The sequence below is a fragment of the Brevundimonas sp. LPMIX5 genome (assembly GCF_003576505.1).
Taxonomy (GTDB): Bacteria; Pseudomonadota; Alphaproteobacteria; order Caulobacterales; family Caulobacteraceae; genus Brevundimonas; species Brevundimonas naejangsanensis.
This window is the reverse complement of record NZ_QWTZ01000011.1, coordinates 1-21,384: the sequence shown is the minus strand read 5'-3', so window position 1 is coordinate 21,384 and position 21,384 is coordinate 1. Positions and strand designations below refer to the sequence as shown.

At 67.5% G+C, this 21,384-nt stretch carries 26 protein-coding genes and 1 tRNA gene; 16 read left to right on the top strand and 11 right to left on the bottom strand.

The genetic code is table 11. From position 1 onward, the window contains the following. Positions 1–84 precede the first annotated feature (84 nt). A complete protein-coding gene (locus tag D1604_RS11060) occupies positions 85–849 on the top strand; it encodes a DUF4908 domain-containing protein (RefSeq protein WP_233552051.1) in 765 nt (254 codons plus the stop codon). Between the two features lie 54 nt (positions 850–903). Then, a complete protein-coding gene (locus D1604_RS11055) occupies positions 904–1,926 on the top strand; it encodes an isopenicillin N synthase family dioxygenase (protein ID WP_119413321.1) in 1,023 nt (340 codons plus the stop codon). 91 nt (positions 1,927–2,017) lie between these two features. On the opposite strand, the gene D1604_RS11050 is transcribed toward D1604_RS11055, so the two are convergent. From D1604_RS11050 to D1604_RS11040, 3 genes are all read right to left on the bottom strand, one after another. After that, entirely contained in the window at positions 2,018–3,967 is a 1,950-nt protein-coding gene (locus D1604_RS11050; RefSeq protein WP_233552049.1) for a TadE/TadG family type IV pilus assembly protein, read from the bottom strand. A gap of 118 nt (positions 3,968–4,085) precedes the next feature. Further along, a complete protein-coding gene (mtgA, locus tag D1604_RS11045) occupies positions 4,086–4,793 on the bottom strand; it encodes a monofunctional biosynthetic peptidoglycan transglycosylase (protein WP_119413319.1) in 708 nt (235 codons plus the stop codon). Between the two features lie 40 nt (positions 4,794–4,833). Beyond that, positions 4,834–5,799: a WD40 repeat domain-containing protein gene (locus D1604_RS11040; RefSeq protein WP_119413318.1), complete on the bottom strand. Its 966-nt coding sequence runs from the start codon at positions 5,797–5,799 to the stop codon at positions 4,834–4,836. A gap of 83 nt (positions 5,800–5,882) precedes the next feature. On the opposite strand from D1604_RS11040, the gene D1604_RS11035 reads away from it, so the two are divergent. After that, entirely contained in the window at positions 5,883–6,569 is a 687-nt protein-coding gene (locus D1604_RS11035) for an alpha/beta fold hydrolase (RefSeq protein WP_119413317.1), read from the top strand. Between the two features lie 192 nt (positions 6,570–6,761). On the opposite strand, the gene D1604_RS11030 is transcribed toward D1604_RS11035, so the two are convergent. The 4 genes from D1604_RS11030 to D1604_RS11015 all read right to left on the bottom strand — a co-directional run bounded on the left by D1604_RS11030 (position 6,762) and on the right by D1604_RS11015 (position 9,862). Beyond that, positions 6,762–6,971: a DUF2093 domain-containing protein gene (locus tag D1604_RS11030; protein ID WP_024354504.1), complete on the bottom strand. Its 210-nt coding sequence runs from the start codon at positions 6,969–6,971 to the stop codon at positions 6,762–6,764. Then, positions 6,968–8,077, bottom strand: coding sequence for a CobW family GTP-binding protein (locus D1604_RS11025; RefSeq protein WP_119413316.1), 1,110 nt, complete (start codon positions 8,075–8,077; stop codon positions 6,968–6,970). Before D1604_RS11025 ends, D1604_RS11030 begins: the two co-directional genes overlap by 4 nt. 49 nt (positions 8,078–8,126) lie before the next feature. After that, complete coding sequence (locus tag D1604_RS11020) at positions 8,127–9,107, bottom strand: cation diffusion facilitator family transporter (RefSeq protein WP_119413315.1); 981 nt, start codon at positions 9,105–9,107, stop codon at positions 8,127–8,129. An 86-nt stretch (positions 9,108–9,193) separates the two neighbouring features. Then, positions 9,194–9,862, bottom strand: coding sequence for a hypothetical protein (locus D1604_RS11015; RefSeq protein ID WP_024354501.1), 669 nt, complete (start codon positions 9,860–9,862; stop codon positions 9,194–9,196). Between the two features lie 293 nt (positions 9,863–10,155). Here D1604_RS11015 and rplU point away from each other — a divergent pair, with 293 nt between their 5' ends. The 11 genes from rplU (at position 10,156) to ptsN (ending at position 17,620) form a co-directional block, all read left to right on the top strand. Next, positions 10,156–10,644: a 50S ribosomal protein L21 gene (gene rplU, locus D1604_RS11010; protein WP_003169630.1), complete on the top strand. Its 489-nt coding sequence runs from the start codon at positions 10,156–10,158 to the stop codon at positions 10,642–10,644. Positions 10,645–10,740: 96 nt separating this feature from the next. Then, the gene (gene rpmA / locus D1604_RS11005) at positions 10,741–11,025 is read left to right on the top strand and encodes a 50S ribosomal protein L27 (protein WP_024354500.1); all 285 of its coding nucleotides are present in this window, start codon (positions 10,741–10,743) and stop codon (positions 11,023–11,025) included. A gap of 177 nt (positions 11,026–11,202) precedes the next feature. Further along, positions 11,203–11,736 (top strand): GNAT family N-acetyltransferase, encoded by a 534-nt coding sequence (locus tag D1604_RS11000; RefSeq protein ID WP_024354499.1) that lies wholly within the window; start codon positions 11,203–11,205, stop codon positions 11,734–11,736. 124 nt (positions 11,737–11,860) lie between these two features. Next, positions 11,861–11,947, top strand: a tRNA-Leu gene (locus tag D1604_RS10995). A 175-nt stretch (positions 11,948–12,122) separates the two neighbouring features. Continuing rightward, positions 12,123–12,737, top strand: coding sequence for a ribonuclease D (locus tag D1604_RS10990; RefSeq protein WP_024354498.1), 615 nt, complete (start codon positions 12,123–12,125; stop codon positions 12,735–12,737). 22 nt (positions 12,738–12,759) lie between these two features. Beyond that, entirely contained in the window at positions 12,760–13,422 is a 663-nt protein-coding gene (lptC, locus tag D1604_RS10985) for an LPS export ABC transporter periplasmic protein LptC (protein WP_024354497.1), read from the top strand. Beyond that, a complete protein-coding gene (locus D1604_RS10980; RefSeq protein WP_024354496.1) occupies positions 13,419–13,916 on the top strand; it encodes an LptA/OstA family protein in 498 nt (165 codons plus the stop codon). Before lptC ends, D1604_RS10980 begins: the two co-directional genes overlap by 4 nt. A gap of 6 nt (positions 13,917–13,922) precedes the next feature. Further along, complete coding sequence (gene lptB, locus D1604_RS10975) at positions 13,923–14,723, top strand: LPS export ABC transporter ATP-binding protein (protein WP_119413314.1); 801 nt, start codon at positions 13,923–13,925, stop codon at positions 14,721–14,723. Between the two features lie 111 nt (positions 14,724–14,834). Then, on the top strand, positions 14,835–16,352 hold the full coding sequence (rpoN, locus tag D1604_RS10970) for an RNA polymerase factor sigma-54 (RefSeq protein WP_119413313.1): 1,518 nt from the start codon (positions 14,835–14,837) through the stop codon (positions 16,350–16,352). Between the two features lie 76 nt (positions 16,353–16,428). Further along, positions 16,429–17,076: a ribosome hibernation-promoting factor, HPF/YfiA family gene (gene hpf / locus D1604_RS10965; RefSeq protein ID WP_119413312.1), complete on the top strand. Its 648-nt coding sequence runs from the start codon at positions 16,429–16,431 to the stop codon at positions 17,074–17,076. 79 nt (positions 17,077–17,155) lie between these two features. Beyond that, the gene (gene ptsN, locus D1604_RS10960; protein WP_119413370.1) at positions 17,156–17,620 is read left to right on the top strand and encodes a PTS IIA-like nitrogen regulatory protein PtsN; all 465 of its coding nucleotides are present in this window, start codon (positions 17,156–17,158) and stop codon (positions 17,618–17,620) included. 54 nt (positions 17,621–17,674) lie between these two features. Here the strand turns inward: ptsN and D1604_RS10955 are convergent, their stop codons facing one another. Continuing rightward, on the bottom strand, positions 17,675–17,929 hold the full coding sequence (locus D1604_RS10955) for a DUF1150 family protein (RefSeq protein WP_003169641.1): 255 nt from the start codon (positions 17,927–17,929) through the stop codon (positions 17,675–17,677). 59 nt (positions 17,930–17,988) lie between these two features. Continuing rightward, positions 17,989–18,411: an Hsp20 family protein gene (locus tag D1604_RS10950; protein WP_024354491.1), complete on the bottom strand. Its 423-nt coding sequence runs from the start codon at positions 18,409–18,411 to the stop codon at positions 17,989–17,991. Between the two features lie 223 nt (positions 18,412–18,634). Here D1604_RS10950 and D1604_RS10945 point away from each other — a divergent pair, with 223 nt between their 5' ends. Then, entirely contained in the window at positions 18,635–19,309 is a 675-nt protein-coding gene (locus D1604_RS10945; RefSeq protein WP_024354490.1) for an OmpA family protein, read from the top strand. 121 nt (positions 19,310–19,430) lie between these two features. Next, positions 19,431–19,553 (top strand): hypothetical protein, encoded by a 123-nt coding sequence (locus tag D1604_RS16035; RefSeq protein WP_255413960.1) that lies wholly within the window; start codon positions 19,431–19,433, stop codon positions 19,551–19,553. Between the two features lie 10 nt (positions 19,554–19,563). Here the strand turns inward: D1604_RS16035 and D1604_RS10940 are convergent, their stop codons facing one another. Both D1604_RS10940 and D1604_RS10935 read right to left on the bottom strand, forming a co-directional pair. After that, on the bottom strand, positions 19,564–20,880 hold the full coding sequence (locus tag D1604_RS10940) for a UDP-glucose dehydrogenase family protein (protein WP_119413311.1): 1,317 nt from the start codon (positions 20,878–20,880) through the stop codon (positions 19,564–19,566). A gap of 176 nt (positions 20,881–21,056) precedes the next feature. Then, on the bottom strand, positions 21,057–21,384 hold a 328-nt coding region (locus D1604_RS10935; protein WP_147399909.1), incomplete at its 5' end, for an OmpA family protein.

Below are 21,384 nucleotides of genomic sequence, written 5' to 3'. Positions count from 1 at the left end.
AGCATGAGGTCTGCGGTCCAAGCCGTGGCGGAGAATCCGCCTGCCGTCCTCCTCGCGACGCCTCGTGTCGCGGGGAGCGTCTGCGTGCGCGCCTGGCGCCGCAGCGGGGCAACGGCCGGACTGGCCATCGTCCTGGCCTGCGGGATCGCAGCGGCCGAGGCGCAGGCTCAGACGCGTTCCAACGCCCAGGCCGAGCAGAGCCGGGCGATCCGCGACCAGTCCGTCATTCGCACCACCCCGCCGCCCGGCCGCTATGTCTCGGAGGCGGGGCAGGCCTTTGTGCTGGATCAGGCCGGGTCGCTGACCCTGCTGCGGTTCGAGCGTTCGACCGAGACCTGGGCCCTGCGTCCGTCCTCGGCGCCGCGCGGCGACACCATCTATCGCAACGACGCCGGCGATCAGGTGCTGCGCGTCACCGCCGGGGGCGGCATCACCGTCTATACGACGCGGACGCCCGGCGGCTCGCCGGTGTCGCTGGCCGGGCCGCCGGTCAGTCTGGCGCCGCCGTCGCTGGGGCCGGTGCAGATGTTCAATCTGATGGCGCGCCGCAGCGGACTGGTCTCCGAGGCGATGGGCCGGCTGGTCCGCATCAATGTGGACGGCCAGGAATCCGAGGCCTTGTGCATCGAGGCGCTGATCGTCACCACCGACGCCGTGGTCCGCATCGCCCGCTCGCCCAGCGCCCGCCCCTTCCTGGACCGGCTGCGCAGCATCACCGTCATCGAGGGGCAGCGCTCGTCGGTGACCTATTCCGGCGGCGACCTGCGCGTGGTGGTCGATCCGCGCCGGGGCATCGCCGGACGGCCGTCCTCGGCGCGCGTCATCCGGGCGGTGATCCCGCAGGACTGACCTGGGACCAAAGGCGCCAATTGTCCCATCTGCCCTTTCGCGCCCATTGGGCGTATGAGGGCCGCCATACTCACCATCACAGAGGCTGATTTCACAGTGACCTCTTCCCTCACCGCCGTCTCCGCCGAAGATCAGGCCAAGACCCGCGCCATCGTCCCGGTGTCGATGAAGGACTATGATGCCGACTTTCAGGCCTTTTCGGACGCTCTGGGCGCCTCCTTTTCACGCTACGGCTTTGCCGTCATCGCCGATCATGGTCTGGATCAGGGGCTGATCGACGCCGCCGTGGGCGACGCCAAGGCCTTCTTCGCCCTGCCCGAAGACGTGAAGCGCCAGTACCACCAGCCCGGCACCGGCGGGGCGCGCGGCCTGACCCCCTTCGGCGTCGAGGCGGCCAAGGGCGCCAAGGCGGTCGACCTGAAGGAATTCTGGCACACCGGCCGCGAACTGCCGGAGGGCCACCCCTATCGCAAATACATGCGCGACAACGTCTGGCCGACCGAGGTCGAGGGCTTCCAGCAGCACGTCTACGGCCTGTACGACGGGCTGGACGAACTGGGCCGCCGCATCCTGAAGGCCATCGCCCGCTATCTGAAGCTGGACGACACCTATTTCGAGGACAAGGTCCAGCTGGGCAACAGCGTGCTGCGCCTGCTGCACTATCCGCCGATCCCGGCCGACGCCGAGGGCGTGCGCGCGGGCGCCCATGAGGACATCAACGTCATCACCCTGCTGCTGGGCGCCGAAGAGGCCGGGCTCCAGCTCAAGGACTCGGATGGAGAGTGGCTGGACATCGCCCCGCCGCCGGGGGCGCTGGTGGTCAACATCGGCGACATGCTGCAACGGCTGGTCAACCACGTCCTGCCGTCGACGACGCACCGCGTGGTCAATCCGGTCCCCGAGCGTCGGGGCTTCGCCCGCTATTCGACGCCCTTCTTCCTGCACTTCAACCCGGACTTCCCGATCGAGACCCTGCCGTCGACGATCACCCCGGAAAACCCGGACCGCTATGCGGGCAAGACCATTCTGGCCGAGGACTTCCTGACCGAGCGCCTGAAGGAAATCCGCCTGATCTGACCGGGCGGAACGATTGAAACAATGAAGGGCCGACGGAGCGATCCGCCGGCCCTTTTTCATGCCCCTCGCCCTGCCTTGGCGAGGCCCCGCCTCAGCGGGCGATACGCAGGCGGGTGATGTCGCGGCCGATGGCGCGGAAGGCTTCCTTCAGATCAGCGCCGCTGTTGGCCTGGAAGAAGTGGGTGTTCTTGTTGGTGGCGCAGGCCTCCATGACGTCCAGGGCGCTGTCGATGACGTTCGGCCTGCCGGTGTCGCTGCCCAGGTCGAAGCCGACCGTATAGACCACCACGCCTTGAGCGTGCATCGCCCGGCACAGTTCGACCGACTGGGCGAAAGGATCGCCGTTGGAGGAGTTCAGGTTGATGTGGGTGTTCAGGGCGCCGCTGCCCGTTCCTGCGTCCAGGCCGATGACCCCGTCGCGGAAGGGCGTGTTGAACTCGCCGTCGGTCATCAGGATGGCGACCTTAAGCGTCTCCGTCGGCGCATAGGCGCCCGGCTTGCCCGCCCCGTCGAACAGGGAGGCGAAGTTGGGCGACACCATATACCAGGCCCAGGCGATGCCGATCTGGCCTGCGGTCGAGCCGCCGCCGCGCATCTGGTCGATCTTGGTCTTCAGGGCGCTGGCGCTGGCCGTCAGCGGGGTAATGGCGGCGCTGGGGCAGGCGTTGCCCGAATCCAGATAGCTGCGGCCGACATAGGCGGTGGACGGCCGCGCCTCTGTATAGCGCTCGGCCCCGACGCGCTCGCTGACGCAGGTGCTGGAGGCGAGCACGTTGACGTAGCCGTCCGCCGTGGAGAAGACGCGCCATTCAGCGCCATCGCGCCCGTTCATCAGCTGACCGCCGCTGGAATAGGAGACGCCGCCCTTTGAGGTTCGGACCAGACCCAGACTGCGCGTCGTATCCAGAACCAGTTGCGATCCGCTGACGCTCGCCACGCGGAACCCCGCCTCGTTCAACTGGGTCAGGCCGCCCATGCTGGTCAGGCGGACATGGTCGTTCAGCGACAGACCATGACTGCCGACCGTGAGCGTCAGGCCGCAGTCGCTGCGCACGCATTTGGCGACATAGGCCGATTTCGTCGTGCTGGTGGACGAGCCCTGATAGCTGGAGGCCGCGCCCGACGCCGACAGCGTCCTGAGCTGGAACTGGTTGTTGGAGATCCTCGCCACCTCATAGGGAACCCCATTCAGGCCCGCGATGTCCTGGACGTTCCACAGCACCACCCGGTCGCCGGTGACGAAGCCGTGGCCGTTGGAGGTGATGGTCGTCGGCGAGGCCCGCGAAATGCTCGTAATCGTGCGCACCGTCCCGCTTACCCACGATGCGGCCGTGACGGAACGGGTCGTGCTGTCCAGCGGCCCACGCGCCTGAGCCGCCAGCGACCCGACGTTCACCCCCGCCGCGTAGGGGACCAGCGCCACCTTGGAGTAGAAGGGCGTCTGCTGGTCCTGAACCACGATGTCGATCAGATCCTTGGCCGCCGCCTGCAGGTCCTGAAGCTTGGACGTCGGCGGACAGTTGCGCGTGCAGTTGTCCATCGACCCCGTGATGTCCAGCGCCATCGCCACCTCGACGTTGCGCGAGGCGCGCAGGACTTCAGAGCGGGTGCCGACCGGCAGATAGTCGTCCAGAAGCTTGCCGTAGGGCGGCAGGAAGACGTTGGCGACCAGCACCTTCACATTGACGCGCGCCTCGCCAGTCACTCGGTTGTTCGCCAGGACAAAGGTCGCCGTATCCGCCGAACCAGCCTGGAAATAGCGCGGCATATTGGCCTTCAGCGCGGCCATGCCCACCCGGTTGATGTTGGCGTCGTCAGCATAGATCGAACGGGCGGCGGCCAGGGCGGCGGCGTCCAGCGCGTCCTGAAGCTCGGCCTTCACCTTGGACGCCTGATGCAGGTCGATGGCGCCCAGAGTGATCATCATCAGGATCGGCAGGGCGATAGCGAACATCAGGGCGACATTGCCCTGGGTCTGGCGCATCAGGCGGCGGACGAAGAAGCGTAGACCGCGCCCAGCTCGTTTCAGACCGTGTTTCACCGTGAAATCCCGTCTCGCGCGCAGACGCCCAGGTCCGCAGTCCGCCTTAGCATGACGCGGGTCCGTTAAGGCTTGGCCCCAAGTTCACGGTTAACAGCGGGTTGCGAAACGGCCGGCTTCAACGGCGATCGACGCAGGCGTGCAGACCCTGCTGGCGCACCGTGCCCATAGCCGCCTGAATGCGGGCGGCGCGGCGGCGGACATAGGGGCCGGGCGCGGCGGCGTTGTAGCGGCGCGGGCTGGGCAGGATGGCGGCCAGGCGGGCGGCCTCGGCGGCCGTCAGCTTGTCCGCGCTCTTGTTGAACCAGTGGCGCGAGGCGGCCTCGGCGCCATAAACGCCCGGCGCCCATTCGGCGACGTTCAGATACATCTCCATGATCCGCCGCTTGCCCCAGCCGATCTCAATCAGGCCGGTGTAGCCCGCCTCCAGCCCCTTTCGGACCCAGTCGCGGCCGGGCCACAGGAAGACGTTCTTGGCGGTCTGCTGGCTGATGGTCGAGCCGCCGCGCACCTTGCCCGAGCCGCGCTGCTCGGCGCGTTCGTTGGCCTCCAGCGCCTTCTGGATCGCCTCGACGTCGAAGCCGTGGTGCTGGCAGAACCGGGCGTCCTCGGCGGCGATCACCGCCTCGACCAGGCGCGGCGAGATGCGGTCCAGCGAGCGCCAGCGATAGTCCATGCCACGCCCGGCCGCCGCCTGCTGGACCATCAGGATCGTGGCGAGAGGCGGCAAAAAGCGATGCACCGCCACCCCGGCCAACGGGAACAGAGCCAGGATCACGAGCAGGGTCAGGATCGGCCGCCGCCTGCGGCCCTTTGCGCGGGTCATGCCGTCATCCTGCCTCAGCCAAGCTTCAGCGCAAGCGCGATCAGAGCGAGGCCACGCCCGCGTGACCGTCTTCATCGGCCCAGGCGATGCGGGCGGCGCCGGAACTCATGGCCAGGGCGGTGATGGGGGCTCCCTTGTCCTGTTTGACGAACTGGAGGCCGCGCCCGGCCGGGTCGGCCCACCAGACGCGCCCGTCTTCCAGCCCCGCCGCCAGACGGCCGTGGGCGGGGGCGGCGGCGACCTGGGCGATCAGGGTCGTCTCGTCATAGCCGATCTCGGTCGCCTCGCGCCCCATTGGGCCGTTGGCGCCGACGAAGGGCCACAGCACCACGCCCTGCGCGCCCGAGGTGGCCAGAAGCTGCCCCTTGGCCATGAAGGCGAAGCTCTTGATCTTGGACGGATAGCCGCCCATCCGCATGTTCTTCTGATCCTTCAGGCGCCAGCCGTGCAGTTGGTTGTCCTGCATGGAGGTGACGACGAAGGCGCCGTCGGTCGAGAAGCCGACCGCCAGGTGCGACCCGGCCCAGGCCAGCTTCGTCGGCTGCTGCTGCTCGATGCGGGCGTACCACAGCCAGGCGCCGCCATAGGTCGAGGCGGCGATGCGGCGGCCCTTGGGGTCGAAGGCTACGCCCGAGACGGTGCGCTCATGCTGGAACTCGCGGCGGAAAGCCACGTCCTTGCTGTCCAGCACCGTCAGCGCGCGGCCCGAGGAGAAGGCGATCAGGCCCGACTCGGCCGAGGCGGCAGCGGCGTCGATCCATTGCCCCTTGGTCTGGGCCAGCAGCACGGCCTCGCCCTCGCGGCTCCAGACCAGTTTGCCGTCGTCGCCGCCGGTGATGACACCCTCGCCCGAGGGGTGGACGCAGGCGCACAGGACGGCGCCGTCATGGACCTCGCTACGCGCGCCGCTCTCGAACCGCACCGAGCCGTCGCCCAGGGCGAAGATCGCGCCCGTCTTGTCGAACAGGGCGGCGGTGACCTGGGCGTCGAAGGAGAAGGTCGTCATGTCGGCTCACGCGCAAAGAGAAGTCAGCAGGCCTCATAGCGTCCTGCGTCGCGTCTGTCGCGTGGCGGGTCTATGAGGGGACCATGACCCTGCTGCTCATTCCCGGCTTCATGGCCGATGCGACCCTGTGGGACGAGATGACCGACGATCTGGCCCCGTTCGGGCCGCTGGTCGCCACCGACCTCAGCCGGGGCGAGGATATCGAGCGCCTGGCGGCGGCGATCCTGGCCGATGCGCCGGAGCGGTTCGTCGCCGTGGGCTTCTCAATGGGCGGCTATGTGGCGCGGGAGCTGGCGCGGATCGCGCCGGAGCGGGTCGAGGCCCTGATCCTGATCGCCACCTCGGCGCGCGGGGATACGGAAGAGTTGATCCGCCAGCGGCGCTCGGCCCTGAAGGCGCCGCCGAGGGCCTTCAAGGGCTTGAGCCGGCCGGCCATCGTCTCGTCCCTGCATCCTGATCTGGCGAACGATGAGGCGATGATCGCGCGGGTGCGCGACATGGGCTTGCGGCTGGGCGGCGAGGTGTTTCACCGCCAGTCGGCGATGGCGCGGGCGGGCGATCTGAACCGGCTGGGCGAGATTGTTCAGCCGACGCTGATCGTGGCGGCGGACGCGGATCGGCTGCGCAGCGCTGAAGAGGCGGAGGAGCTGCATCGCGGGATCAAAGGTTCGACGCTGAAGACGGTGCCGCACAGCGGCCACATGATCCCGCTGGAACAGCCGAAGGCGCTGGCGCGGGTTATGACGGAATGGCTGAACACCCTCTCCTGATGGGAGAGGGTTTGAGCCTCCAAGAGCGTCAGCGATTGGTACAGGCGAAAGGGTGAGGGTTCGGGGGTGAAGTCGGCCAAGGGCCGCCGCGCAACGGCTTACGCCGACTGAAAGGACAAACCCCTCACCCTTTCGGCTTGCGGATCGCCTTCGGCTTTCCGAGCCTCAAGCCCTCTCCAGCCGGGAGAGGGTTTATTTATGCGTTTCGACCCAGCGCTTCGTCATCAGTTCGCCGGACGCGTAGGCCTCCTGAAGCTCGACGCTCCAGTAGTTGAGGGCCTCCAGCGGGATCGGCGCGCCCGAGACCGCGCAACGCACGTGGTCGCCGTGCTGCACGATCTCGAACTCGGGCGTGCCGTAGATCAGCTTGGCTTCTGCGCGCGGGCGGGGCGGCGGGTTCATGCCGCGCAGGCCTCGAACCCGGCCTTGAGTTCGGCCTCGTTCAGATCGCGGCCGATGAAGACGGCGCGGCTCCAGCGACGTTCCTTCTCGCCCCAGGGCTGCTGAAGGTCGCCTTCGAGGATCATGTGCACGGCCTGGAAGACCAGACGGCGATCCTCGCCCTGAACGTCGATGATGCCCTTGGCGCGCAGGATGTTCTGGCCCTGCTCGCCCAGCAGGCGGTCCAGCCAGGCGGTGAATTTGGCCCCGTTTAGCGGGCGGTCCAGCGTCAGGGAGATGCCCTTGATGTCGTCGTTGTGGGCGTGGCCGCGCGGGCCGTGCGCATGATCGTGGTCATGGTCATGATGGTGGTGATCATGCCCGCAGTGCTCGTCGTGAACATGATCCTCGGCATGGTCATGCCCGTGGCCGCAGTGTTCGTCGTGGACGTGCCCCTCGGCGCCGTGGGGCGGGTTCACGAAGTCCGGCTTGACCTCAAGGATGCGGTCCAGATCGAAGGCGTGCAGGCCCAGCACCTGATCCAGCGGCACGTTCGAACGCTCGGCGCGGACGATGGGGGCCAGAGGGTTCAGCGCGCGCAGACGGGTCTCGACCTCGGCCAGAGCAGCCTCGTCCACCAGATCGATCTTGTTCAGGATGATGCGGTCGGCGAAGGCGACCTGCTCGCGCGCCTCTTTCGAGTCATCCAGACGCGCCATGACGTGCTTGGCGTCGACCAGGGCGGTGACGCTGTCCAGCTGCGTCTTGGCCTTGACCTCGTCGTCGACGAAGAAGGTCTGGGCCACCGGGCCGGGGTCTGCCAGCCCCGTGGTCTCCACGATGATGGCGTCGAAGGCGGGTTTGCCGGGACGCTGGCGCTTCATCAGGCCGTTGACCACGCGGATCAGGTCGCCGCGCACCGTGCAGCAAACGCAGCCGTTGTTCATTTCGAACACGTCCTCGTCGGCGCCGACCACCAGGTCGTTGTCGATGCCGATCTCGCCGAACTCATTGACGATGACGGCGTAGCGCTTGCCGTGGTCCTCGGTGAGGATGCGGTTCAGCAGGGTGGTCTTGCCGGCGCCGAGGTAGCCGGTGAGGACGGTCACGGGTGTCTTCTGGGTCATGGCTCGCTAGATGGCGGCTGAGGGCCGCCTTGGGAAGAGGCGAAACCGCTCAGCAGGTCGGACAATCCGGCAGGACGCCCGTTTCCAGCTGCAGCGTCGTGTGGCTGATGTCGAAGCGGCCGCGCGCCAGCCCCTGCGCCTCGGCCAAAAGGGCGTCGGGATCGGGGCGGTCGTGGACCAGGTGGGCGGTCAGGGCGGCGTCGGTGGTCGACAGGCCCCACACGTGCAGGTCGTGCACCGCCGTCACCCCCGGCAGGGCCAGAAGCGCGCTGCGGATCTCGGCCACGTCGAGGCCGTTGGGCGCGGCGTCCAGCGCCAGATTCACCGAATCCTTCAGCAGCCCCCAGGTCCCGATCATGATGACGGCGACGATGATCAGGCTGACGATCCCGTCGATCATGGCCCAGCCGGTGAACAAAATGACGACGCCGGCGATGACCACGCCCAGCGAGACCCCGGCGTCGGCCATCATGTGCAGATAGGCGCCGCGCACGTTCAGGTCCTTGTGCTGGTCCTTCATGAACATCAGGGCCGTGCCCAGGTTGATGATGAAGCCGATGCCCGCCACGGCGATGATCATGCCCGAGGCCACCGGCGCGGGCTCGGCCAGACGACGCACCGCCTCGAAGGCGATGGCGCCGCAGGCGAAGATCAGCAGCAGGGCGTTGCCCAGCGCCGCCAGCACCGTCGCCTTGCCGTAGCCGTAGGTGCGTCTGGCCCCCGCCGCGCGCCGGGCCAGCCAGGCCGCGCCGCCCGCCATCGCCAGGCCGAGAACGTCTGAAAGATTGTGCCCCGCATCCGCCATCAGGGCGGTGGAGTCGGCGATGAAGCCCGCTATGAACTCAACCGCGACGAAGACCAGGTTGACGATCAGGCCGACGGCGTAGCGCCAGTCGCCGGTGTCGGTCGGCCCGTGATGGTGACCGCCCAGGCCGTGGCTGTGGCTGTGGCTGTGCGAATGACCCTGGCCATGCCCTTGGCCGTGGGAATGATCGTGGCCTTCATGACCGTGTGCGTGTTCGTGCGCCATGTCCGTCCAGCTAGGTCTTCCCACGCGGCAAGGTCAAGCCCTGCAAGACACAAGTCTTTGAATGTAAATATATAACCTATCGAAACTCAATGCTGATGCGTCAGCACCAGGAAGCCGATCAGGATCAGGGCCCCGCCCAGAATGGCTCCTTCATAGCGCGCCCACCGCTCCAGCCGCAGGATGGAGTAGCCCGCCGTCGCCAGCGCCGCCAGCAGGGTCATGCCCAGCACCGTCCCCGCCGCAAACACCAGCGTCAGAAGGCCCAGAGCCCAGAAGCCTTCGGTCGCCGAGGACAGATAGATAGGCAGAAGCACTTCGCCCGGCGTCACCGCCATCATCAGCACCAGCCCCAGAAAGGCCGCCCGGTCGGAGACGGCAGGCCCGGCCCCCTCGCCCGCGTCCATCGCCGGTCCGCCCGCCGTCGCCGTACGCTTCAACGACGCCTTGGCCAGATAGAAGGCGCCGAACAGGAACAGCAGGCCCGCCGACAGATGCGGCAGCAGGCCCTCGACCCAGCGGTTCAACGCCAGGCCCGCCGCCACGATCAGCGATCCCACCAGGGCCGTGGATGCGATATGGGCCAATCCGGCCGTCACCACGGTCGTCATCACCCGCGCCACGCTCCAGCGCTGCGCCCGTCCGACCAGGACGAACGGCAGCCAGTGGGTCGGCAGGGCCGCGTGCAGGAAGGCCGCGACGAAGCCGCCGCCCAGAAGCGACAGCAGCACCGGCTCGGCGAGATCGGGAGAGGACATGGCCGCTCCCTTAGAGTGTTACCTTATAACGGTCGAGAAGAATCGGCGAAGAATCTTCGTCCGCGGCGCCACGTCGCGTCTTCATATATAGGGGCTTCGAACTCCCCCCGTGCTTGCACGCCCGTGCATCGCGGCCACAGAGTCGGCTCAGAACCCGTTTCAGGCGGGTTTTGCCCCCTTGGGCGTCCGTTTCACGTTGACTCTTCCGTGACCATCCGTATATGTCGCCGCTCTTCGCCCGCAGGGTCTCCTGGCGGGCGCATCCATTTTTGCGTTCACGCTGAGGCTTCCTAATGTACGCGGTGATCAAGACCGGCGGAAAGCAGTACCGGGTTCAACCGGGCGATGTGATTGTTGTCGAGAAGATCGACGGCGACGCTGGCGCTGCCGTCAATTTCGGTGAAGTCCTCATGCTGGGCGGCGACAAGGGTGTTACGGTCGGCGCTCCGCTGATCGACGGCGCCGCTGTCGCAGCCACGCTGATCGAGACCCGCAAGGGCGAGAAGATCAAGATCTTCAAGAAGATCCGTCGTCAGGGCTATCGCCGCACGAACGGCCATCGCCAGATGGAATCGGTCCTGCGCATCACCGGCATCGAAGGCGCCGGCGAGAAGGCCAAGTGGGACGGCAAGGTCGAGCTGATCACCAAGGCTGAGATCAACGCCCGCGCCCGCGGCCTGGCCCCGCGCGTCGAGGCTGTCGAAGCCGAGGCCCCGAAGGCCAAGAAGGCTCCGGCCAAGAAGGCCGCTAAGGCTGACGCCGCCGAAGGCGCCGAAGCCTAAGATTTTCACCGGCGCTGGATCAGCGCCTAGCAAGACAGATGGAGCGCTCAAGCAGCCCGAACGGGCGGTAGCGCACCAAGGAAGAGGAGCAGCAAGATGGCTCACAAGAAATCTGGCGGTTCGTCGCGTAACGGCCGCGACTCAGAGTCGAAGCGCCTTGGCGTGAAGAAGTTCGGCGGCGAGCACGTGCTGGCCGGCAACATCCTCGTGCGTCAGCGCGGCACCAAATTCCACCCGGGCACGAACGTCGGCCTGGGCCGCGACCATACCCTGTTCGCCACTGTGACCGGCTCGGTGCAGTTCACGACCAAACGTGGCGGCCGTTGTTACGTGTCGATTCTCCCGGCCAACGACGACGCCCAGGCGATGGCCGCCGAGTAACGCGAAGCCAGGACAGTATTTCCCCGGATCGCGTTGCTCTCGACAGCAGCCGATCCGGACCAAGGGAAAATATTCCGCGGGGAGTCTGGATCACCAGGCTCCCCGTTTGCGTTTCCCCGCCTCGAAAGCCGTCCGAGCCCTCCAAGGAGGCGGCGCCGAAGACATCGAGGCCGAACCATGTGCGTGATCGAAACCTCTCCCGTCGTCGAGACGCGGCGCCTGCTGCTGCGCGCCCCCGGCGCCCAGGACGTGTCGCGGATCGCGGCCCTGGCCAATGACCACGACATCGCCCGCATGACCAAGCGGATGCCCCACCCCTTCGGCGTCGACCATGCCGAGGATTTCGTGCTGCAGGTGGCGTCGCAGGACCCGAAGAAGGCCAACACCTTCCTGATCGAGCACGAGGACCACGGCCCCGTGGGCGTCGTCGGCATGTTCCACGACGCCGACGCCGTGCCCGAGACCGGATACTGGATCGGCCGCGAGTTCTGGGGCCGCGGCTATGCGACCGAGGCGCTGCAAGGCGCCCTGGTCTGGGCCTCGACGCGATGGAAGCGCCGCGCCCTGATGGCGGGCCACTTTGCCGACAACCCCGCCTCGGGCCGGGTGCTGGAAAAGGCGGGGTTCCTTTATACCGGCGAGACCCGTCCGGCCTTCAGCCGCGCGCGGGGCGAGAGCGCCGATACGCGGATGATGGTCTGGCTGGCCTGATAGTGCGCGGATTTCCCGGAGCTTTTGGTCAACGGCGCAGTTTTTTCACGAAAGCGAAAAAAGCCTGTTGACCGCCCCGAGGGTCCCCCCTATTAGTCCGGCCCTCGGCGGGGCGACCCACCGGGCCCAGGTGGCGGAATTGGTAGACGCGCTGGCTTCAGGTGCCAGTGGCTTAACGGTCGTGGAAGTTCGAGTCTTCTCCTGGGCACCATTTCTCAAGCGGCGCTGTATCCGATAGGATGCGGCGCCGTTTGTCATTTCGGCCCTGATATCCCCTCCCCTGCGGCCGCGACGGCGAAGTCGAGCCTGAGTTCCGGCGCCTGTGTTCTGGCGGTGGCGCGCGGTTCGTCTATGTTGCGGCCTGAACGACGAACGAGTTTGCGCGCATGACGGTTTATTTCCACGAAGGCGACCTGCCCGACGGCCTGGACCTGGGCCCCGAGGTGGCGATCGATTCCGAGACGATGGGCCTGCGCTTCCGCCGCGATCCGCTATGCGTGGTGCAGTTGTCGTCAGGCGACGGAAACGCCCACGTCGTGCGCCTGAACCGCCCGGCCTATGACTGCCCCAACCTGAAGCGGCTGCTGACCGATCCCAAGGTGCTGAAGATATTCCACTTCGGCCGTTTCGACATCGGCATGTTCGAGCTGCACCTGGGCGTCGAGACGCGGCCGGTCTACTGTACCAAGATCGCCTCCAAGCTGGCGCGTACCTATACCGACCGCCACGGCCTGAAGGACGTGTCGCGCGAGCTGGCCGGGGTCGACATGTCCAAGGCGCAGCAGAGCTCAGACTGGGGCGCGGCCGAACTGAGCCAGGCGCAGCTGGACTACGCCGCCTCGGACGTTCTCTACCTGCACGTCATCATGAACCGGCTGAACGAGATGCTGGTGCGCGAAGGCCGCATGGAGCTGGCCCAGGCCTGCTTCGACTTCCTGCCCATGCGTTCGCGCCTCGACCTGGCCGGTTGGGACGAGATCGACATCTTCGCCCACGCCTAGAAGGATCGGACCTGAAACGCCGATGAGCGAACAGCACGCCCAGGACGAGCAGAAGCGCGCCGACGAGGTGCGCGTCGCCCGCGCCGGCGAACGCTGGCGCACGCGCTCGCGGCGGGTAAAGCTGTATCGGCGCGTCCTGCCCATCGTCATCCTGATGCTGGCGGGCGGCGCCCTGACCTGGACCGTGTTCCGCACCGTCATGTCGGGGGTCGAGCGCAAGGCCAGCGAAAGCCGCGAGATCCGCCTGGATAATCCGATGTTCCACGGCCAGGACGCGCAGGGACGCTCCTTCGTCATCGGCGCCCAGGGGGCGGTGCGCGATCCGGCAAGCGGCCATTTCCGCCTGGTCGGCCCGTTGCTGAGGCTGAACCTGGGCGCGCGCAAGACGACGGAACTGAGCGCCGACGGCGGGACCTATCTGGAAGCCCAGCGCAAGGTCGTCATCGGCCCGAACGTGAAGATTTCCGATGGCGGCACGGGCTGGGAGCTGACCACGCCCGAAGCGGTGGTGGACACCGACACCGGCGTCGTCACCGGCGACAAGGGGGTGCAGGGTCGCGGCCCCCTTGGAAGCATCGATGCTTCGTCTTATGCGATCTATGATCAGGGCCAGAGGGTCGTCTTCAACGGCCAGGGCGAAAACAAGGTAACCGGGACGATCAATCCCGCCGGAGCCGACCGATGAAACTGTCCAAGTCCAAGCTGACGATCGCAGGCGCCGCCCTGCTGACCGCCCTGATGCTGCCCGCCGTTTCGGGGGCCCAGAACGCCAGCACCCGCGCCGACGCCAGCCGCCAGCCGGTCCAGTACGGCGCCGACAGCGGCGAATATACGCCAGACGGCTTCTCGCTTCGCGGCCGGGCCGAGGTGACGCAGGGCGGCAACCGCCTGCGCGCCGACGCCATCCGGGGCTTTACGTCCAATGGCGACCTGAACCGTATCGAGGCCAGCGGCGGCGTCTACTTCGTCACCCCGGACCAGAGCATGAAGGGCGACCGCGCCGTCTACACCCTGAACGACGGCAACGTCGTGGTGACCGGCGACGTGATCCTGACCCAGGGCAAGAGCGTGCTGACCGGCAGCCGCCTCGTCTACAACGTCCGCACCGAGACGGCGCGCATCGAGGGCGGCGGCGGCAACGGCCGCGTCCAGGGCGTCTTCTATCCGCAAGGGAACTGAGGCGGCGTGGCGCGCAAGGAACTCTCCGCCCTGAACCTGGACGGCCCCGTCGTCGAACCGACGGCGCCGGCGGTCGAAAACGCGCATCCGACGGGTCTGCGCGTCGAACACATCGCCCGCAGCTTCGGCCAGCGGCAGGTGGTGCGCGACGTCTCGCTGAACGTCCAGCGCGGCGAGGTCTGCGGCCTGCTGGGGCCGAACGGGGCGGGCAAGACGACCTGCTTCTACATGATCACCGGCCTGATCCCCGCCGACAGCGGCTCGATCTGGCTGGACAATGAGGACATCACCCAGCAGCCCATGTACCAGCGCGCGCGCATGGGCCTGGGCTATCTGGCGCAGGAAGCCTCCATCTTCCGCGGCATGACGGTCGAGCAGAACGTCAAGGCCGTGGTCGAACTGCGCGAGAAGACCGCCGCCGGCGTTCGCGACGAGACCACCCGCCTGCTGGAGGAGCTGCGCATCGACCACCTGCGCCACGCCCCGGCCACCGGCCTGTCGGGCGGCGAGCGGCGCCGCGTCGAGATCGCCCGCGCCCTGGCCGCGCGACCCAGCTTCATGCTGCTGGACGAGCCGTTCGCGGGCATCGACCCGCTGGCCATCGCGGATATCCGCCAGGTGATCCGCTATCTGTCGAGCCAGGGCATCGGCGTGCTGATCACCGACCACAATGTGCGCGAGACGCTGGACATCATCGACCGCGTCTCAATCATCTCGTCCGGCTCTCTGCTGTTCGAGGGCACGGCTGACGAAGCCGTCGCCGACGCCGAGGTGCGCCGCGTCTATCTGGGCGAGATGTACGGCTGAGGCCGAGCCGCAGGGCCAAGGTAAAGCCCCGCTCATCCCCCGTTAACGGCTCTGCGCCATGATCCCAGCAAGAAGCGGGCCAACAGCGCCTGCATGCGGGGTTGAAGCGACGTGATCGGTCAGAGGCTGGAGGTCAGGCAGGGGCAGGGGCTGGTCATCACGCCCCAGCTGCAGCAGGCGATCAAGCTGCTGCAACTGTCGAACCTGGAGCTGGAGGCCTTCGTCGAGGCCGAGCTGGAACGCAATCCCCTGCTGCAACGCGACGAGGCCGACGCCGGCGGCGACGCTGCGCCGGACGCCGCCAACGACGCCGCCCCCGGAGACGGCGGCGAGGCGGAGCTGAGATTCGTCGAAGGGTCCGACGCCCACGCCCAGAACATGGACGCCGCCTCGGACGACCTGTACGGCGACGCCGCGCCTGGCGAACGGGTCAGCGACCGTCAGGAGGACGGCGCCGTCGCCCAGCCTGGCCTGAACGACTGGTCCCGCACGGGCGCCGGCGGCATGGCTGACGGCGAAGAGCGCGAGCGCCCCGATCATCGCGACCTGACCCTGTGGGAGCATCTGCAGGCCCAGGCCTCGGCGGCGGGCCTGTCGGCGGCCGACCACGGCATCGCCCTGACCCTGATCGACGCCACGGACGAAGGCGGCTATCTGCGCGCCGATCTGGGTGAAATCGCCGAGCGGCTGGGCGTGGATATCAGCCGCGTGGAGGCAATTCTGAGCGTCTGCCACGGGTTCGAGCCGACGGGGGTGATGGCCCGTTCGATCGCCGAATGCCTGACGCTGCAACTGGTCGAGCGCAACCGCTTCGATCCGGCGATGGGCGCCCTGCTGGACAATCTGGAGCTGCTGGCGCGGCGCGACCTGACCGCCCTGCGCAAGGCCTGCGGCGTCGACGCCGAGGACCTGGGCGAGATGATCGCCGAGCTGAAGGGCCTGACGCCGCGTCCCGGCGCCGGGTTCGGCGGCGAACCGACGCAGACCGTGGTGCCCGACGTCCATGTGCGGCCGGATCCGGCGGGCGGCTGGCGGGTCGAGCTGAACGCCGACACCCTGCCCCGGCTGCTGATGGACAAGCGCTATCATTCGGTGATCGCGGCGGGCGCCCGGTCCGACACGGAGAAGACCTTCGTCGCCGACTGCGCCGCCCAGGCCAGTTGGCTGGTCAAATCGCTGGACCAGCGCGCCAAGACCATCCTCAAGGTCTCGTCCGAGATCGTGCGCCAGCAGGACGCCTTCCTGGCCTTCGGCGTCGAATTCCTGCGCCCGCTGACGCTGAAGACGGTGGCGGAAGCCATCGAGATGCACGAATCCACCGTCAGCCGCGTCACCTCGAACAAATACGTCTCCACCCCGCGCGGGGTGTTCGAGCTGAAATTCTTCTTCACCGCCGCCATTCAGTCCAGCGACGGCGGCGCCGCGCATTCGGCCGAAGCGGTGCGCCGCCGGATAAAGACCATGATCGAGGGCGAGGACGCGGACGGCGAGGTGCTGAGCGACGATCGGATCGTCGAAATCCTCAATGAGGCCGGCATCGACATCGCCCGGCGCACGGTCGCCAAGTATCGGGAAGCCTTGAAAATTCCGTCGTCGGTCCAGCGCCGCCGCCTGCTCAAGACCGCCTGATCACGCCCCCGCCAAGCTTCACCACAAATCGGTGATCGGCGTTGACACCAAACGCGGTCCGTCGCGTTGTATGGCTATGCAGATACAAGTCAGCGGCAAGCAAGTGGATGTCGGCGAAGCGCTAGGCTCGCGCATCTCCCAGGAACTCGAAGAGGGCATCGGCAAATATTTCGCCCGCGGCGCCCAGGACGCCGAGGTCGTGGTCTCCAAGGATCGCCATGGCTTCCGCGTCGATTGCTGGGTGCGTCTCGCCTCGGGTCAGTCGCTGGTGACGACCGGGTTCGGCGGCGACGCCCAGGCCGCTTTCTCCGACAGTCTGGACAAGCTGGAGAAGCGGGTCCGCCGCTATAAGCGCCGCCTGAAGGATCACCACATCGGACCCAAGGGCCTGTCGCCCGAGAAGACCGAGGACGCCGCGCGCGAAGTCGCCGCCCTGACCATCTTCCGCGACCCCGATTCGGTCGAGGACGAAGAGTTCGGCGAGGCGGGTCGCCCCGATGAACCGCCCCCCGTGGGCATGGTCATCGCCGAGACCCAGGCCGAAATCCGCACCCTCACGGTCGGCCGCGCCGTGGCCGAACTGGACATGACCGGCTACCCGCTGGTGATGTTCCGCAACGCCGCCCACGGCGGCCTGGCTGTGGTCTATCGTCGCCCGGACGGCAATGTGGGCTGGATCGACCCGGAGCGCACGGTGAACGGCGCGGCGAAACGCGTCGGCTGAGAGACTTCCGCTGGAGGGGCGAAGGCGCTAGAAGGCCCTCGCCCTTCCGCACATGTCGGGTACCGATTTCGGGGTAGTCATGGACATTGCTGATTTGTTGTCGCCGGACGGGATCGTCCTGCGCGGCGGCGCGTCATCCAAGCGTCAGGCGCTGCACGCCGTCGCCGAGGCTTTCGCCAGCGCGACCGGCATGGACGCCGAGCGCACCTTCGAGGCTCTGCTGGAACGCGAAGCCCTGGGCTCGACCGGCCTGGGCTCGGGCGTCGCCGTGCCGCACGCCCGCATCAAGGGTCTGGAGCAGGTGTGCGCCGTCTTCGTGCGGCTGGACACGCCGGTGGCCTATGAATCGCTGGACGATCGTCCGGTGGACCTGTTGTTCGCCCTGTTCGCGCCGACGGACGCCGGGGCCGAGCATCTGCGAGCCCTGGCGGCGGTGTCGCGCGCCCTGCGCTCGCCGGAACTGCGCGAGCACCTGCGTCAGGCGCGGACCGTGGACGCCATCCGCGCCCTGTTCGTCAAGGACGTGTCCAAGACGGCCGCCTGACCAACGAAAAGGCGCGGCGCCCAGCCGGCCCGCGCCTTTATTCTTCCAAAGAAATCAATGGACCGAGACCGGCTCAAGCTCGTGCGCGACGGCGGCGGCGAAAGCAGTTTCGCGATCCAGCATGACGGCCAGACGCTCGCCGTCGGCGCCGTGCACCGCGTAGAGGATCTGATCGGGATCGATCTCAATATCGGCCGCCGGCTCCACGTGGGCGTCGGCCATCACATCCGAGGCGCGGATGGCGCGGACGTAAACAAGATCAGGGGCGCCGAAACCGGCGAAGTCCTTTTTAGTCATGATGGGCGTCATAAGACCGCCTCCTTACGCTTGACTGAACGCCCGGAAAGCCGAGCGGTTCGATGGCTGGTTCAGCCCGTCGTGGTGATGGGGATGCGCCGCACCAGCTTTTCCTGCTCCGGGCGGATCAGCTCGACGTGCAACAGGCCGTGCTCCAGCCGGGCGCCGGAAATCTCCAGCCCGTCGGCCAGGACGAAGCTGCGCACGAAGCCGCGCGCGGCGATGCCCCGATGCAGGAAGGCCTGCGGGTCGCGGCCTGCGTCCTCGCGCTTGCCGGTGATGGTCAGCTGGCGTCCTTCGACGGTGACGGAAAGGTCGTCCGGCGTGAATCCGGCCACCGCCAGGGTGATGCGGACGGCCGCATCGCCGATCTGTTCGACGTTATAGGGCGGATAGCTCTCGCCCGCCGCCTTGGCGGCGCGGTCGATCAGGGCTCGGGTTTGGTCGAAGCCCAGCAGGAAGGGGCTGTCGAACAGCACGGCGCGGGTGGTCATGGGGTCCTCATGGAAAAGCGACCTCGGCCGTCCGGCGCCTCCCGCGATCGGCAAAGCGCCCGGCCGCTGTTACAGATGGGGGGCCGGGGCCGTGCGGTCAACGCTCGCCGAGGTCGCAACCGCTGTGAAAACCCTGCCGGTTCCGTTCATGACGGGTACAGATTGGAACCTTCACCATATGGCCTGCGTTTCTGCGACCGGATCACTATCGAAAGGATCACCTATGCGCGCCAAGCTTGCCGTCACAGGCCTGAGCATCGCCGCCCTGCTGGGCGCCGCCGCTTGCACCACCACTGACCCCTACAGCTCTGCGCCGCGTCGCAACAACACCGGCACGGGCGCGATCGCCGGCGCCGTCGGCGGCGCCCTGCTGGGCTATCTGACCAACACCTCCAGCGGCGAGCAGGGCCGCAAGAACGCCCTCATCGGCGCAGGCGTGGGCGCCCTGGCCGGGGCCGGGGTCGGCCAGTACATGGACCGCCAGCAACGCGCGCTGGAAGCCGAGCTTTCGGGCACTGGCGTCGGCGTGGGGCGCCAGGGCGACAACCTGGTGCTGCGCATGCCGTCAGACGTGACCTTCGCCACCAACCAGTCGTCGCTGGACACCCGCTTCCTGCCGGTGCTGGACGATGTCGCACGGGTGCTGAACGAATATGATCGTTCGATGGTCGACGTAATCGGCCATACCGACGCCTCGGGCGGCGATGCGATCAACCAGCCGCTGTCGGAACGCCGGGCGTCGTCGGTCGCCTCCTATCTGATCGACCGCGGCGTGATGCGCGAGCGCCTCTACGTCGCCGGCATGAGCGCCCGCAATCCGATCGCCTCGAACGATACGGTCGAGGGCAAGGCCCAGAACCGCCGCGTCGAAATCCTGATCCGTCCGTTCACCGGCTGATCCCGACGCCTTGTCGAGGATGGAGGGCGGCCCGTGACCGGGCCGCCCTTTTTCTTTGCCCTGTACACCCTTGCGGTTCCCTGCCCGCACGGCTTTGGTGTTCGCAATCAGGGAGATTCACATGGATGACGACGCGCCAGGTCGGGCGCTGGGCAGGGCGTTGAGGCTTGGCGCCGCGGCGGCGTTCGCCGCCGTGGTGACAGCCGCCGTCGTCATTGCAGCGGGACGGGCCCTGTTCTTCTAGAACCCGCTGATCAGGCGGCGTGGTCGGGACGACCGATTGACGTATAGCGGAAGCCCCGCGCCTTCATGTCGTCCGGGCGATAGACGTTGCGCAGATCGACCATGACTGGCTGCTTCAGCAGCAGCTTGACCTGGGCCAGATCCAAAGCGCGGAACTCGTTCCACTCCGTCAGGATCACTACAGCGTCGGCGCCCTGGACCGCGTCATAGGGGCCGCTCGTGAACACCACGCCGTCGAGAAGCTTGGCAGCCTCCTCCATGCCCTCGGGGTCATAGGCGTGAACCGTCGCCCCGCGTGCGATCAGGGCGGGCGCCACGTCCAGCGAGGGAGCATCACGCATGTCGTCGGTGTTCGGCTTGAACGTCAGCCCCAGCAGGGCGACCGTCCGGCCCTTCAAATCGCCGCCCAGGGCCTCGGCCACGCGGTCGGCCATCGCCTTCTTGCGGGCGTCGTTGATGGCCACGGTCGTCTCGATGAGACGAATCGGCGAGCCGGCGTCGGTCGCCGTGCGCACCAGGGCCAGGGTGTCCTTGGGGAAGCACGAACCGCCGTAGCCCGGCCCGGCGTGCAGGAACTTCGAGCCGATGCGATTGTCCAGACCGATACCGCGGGCCACCTGCTGCACATCGGCGCCGACCGCCTCGCACAGGTCGGCGACCTCGTTGATGAAAGTGATCTTCATCGCCAGGAAGGCGTTGGCCGCATATTTGATCAGTTCGGAGGTGCGGCGGCCGGTGAACATGATCGGCGTCTCGTTCAGGTTCAACGGACGATAGAGCTCAGCCATGACGGCGCGCGCGCGCTCGCTATCCGTGCCGACGACAACGCGGTCCGGCCGCTTGAAATCGCCGATGGCGGCGCCTTCGCGCAGGAATTCGGGATTGGAGACGACGGCGAAGTCGGCGTCGGGGCGGCGTTCGCGGATGATGCGCTCGATCTCGTCCCCGGTGCCGACCGGGACGGTGGACTTGGTCACCACGACGGTGAAGCCCTGCATCAGATCGGCGATCTCCTCGGCCGCCGCATAGACGTAGGACAGGTCCGCATGGCCGTCGCCGCGCCGCGAGGGCGTGCCCACGGCGATGAAGACGGCGTCGGCCGAGCGGATGGCCTCGGCCCCGTCCGTGGCGAAGGACAGGCGCCCCCCCTTGACGTTGGTCGCCACCAGATCGTCCAGGCCAGGCTCGTAGATGGGCATGATATTCTGGTGCAGGCGATCGATCTTGGAGGCGTCCTTGTCGACGCAGGTCACCGTATGGCCGAAATCGGCGAAACAGGCCCCAGACACCAGGCCGACATAGCCCGTTCCGATCATGGCGACGCGCATAGAAGCACTCCTCTAGAAAATCGTCACCTGCAGATAGCCGCAGATGATGACAGGCGCCAGCAAGGGCGGCCTTCAGACAAAGAAAAAGGACGGTCGGCCCCTGCGGGTTGACCGTCCTTGATCTTATCGACGCTTCTACGGTCGCGGGGGCCGGGATGAGCCGGCCCCCTTGAGCCTTAGAAGTTGATGTCGACGGTGGCGCGGCGGTTCAGCGGCTCACGCACGCCGTCGCCGGTGGCCTTGGCCGGCTGGGTCTCGCCCTTGCCGTCCAGCGAGATCACGCCGCCGTTGACGCCTTGAGCGACCAGGGCGTCAGCCACGGTGCGCGCACGGCGGTTGGACAGGCCCATGTTGTAGGCCGCGTTGCCCGAGGTGTCGGTGTGGCCGACCACCAGCACGCGCGTCGGAGCGCCCGACTTGGCGTAGTTGGCGGCTTGCGTCACCACCGAGCGGGCTTCCGCCGTCAGGTCCGAACGGTCGAAGTCGAAGTAGACCACGAACTGA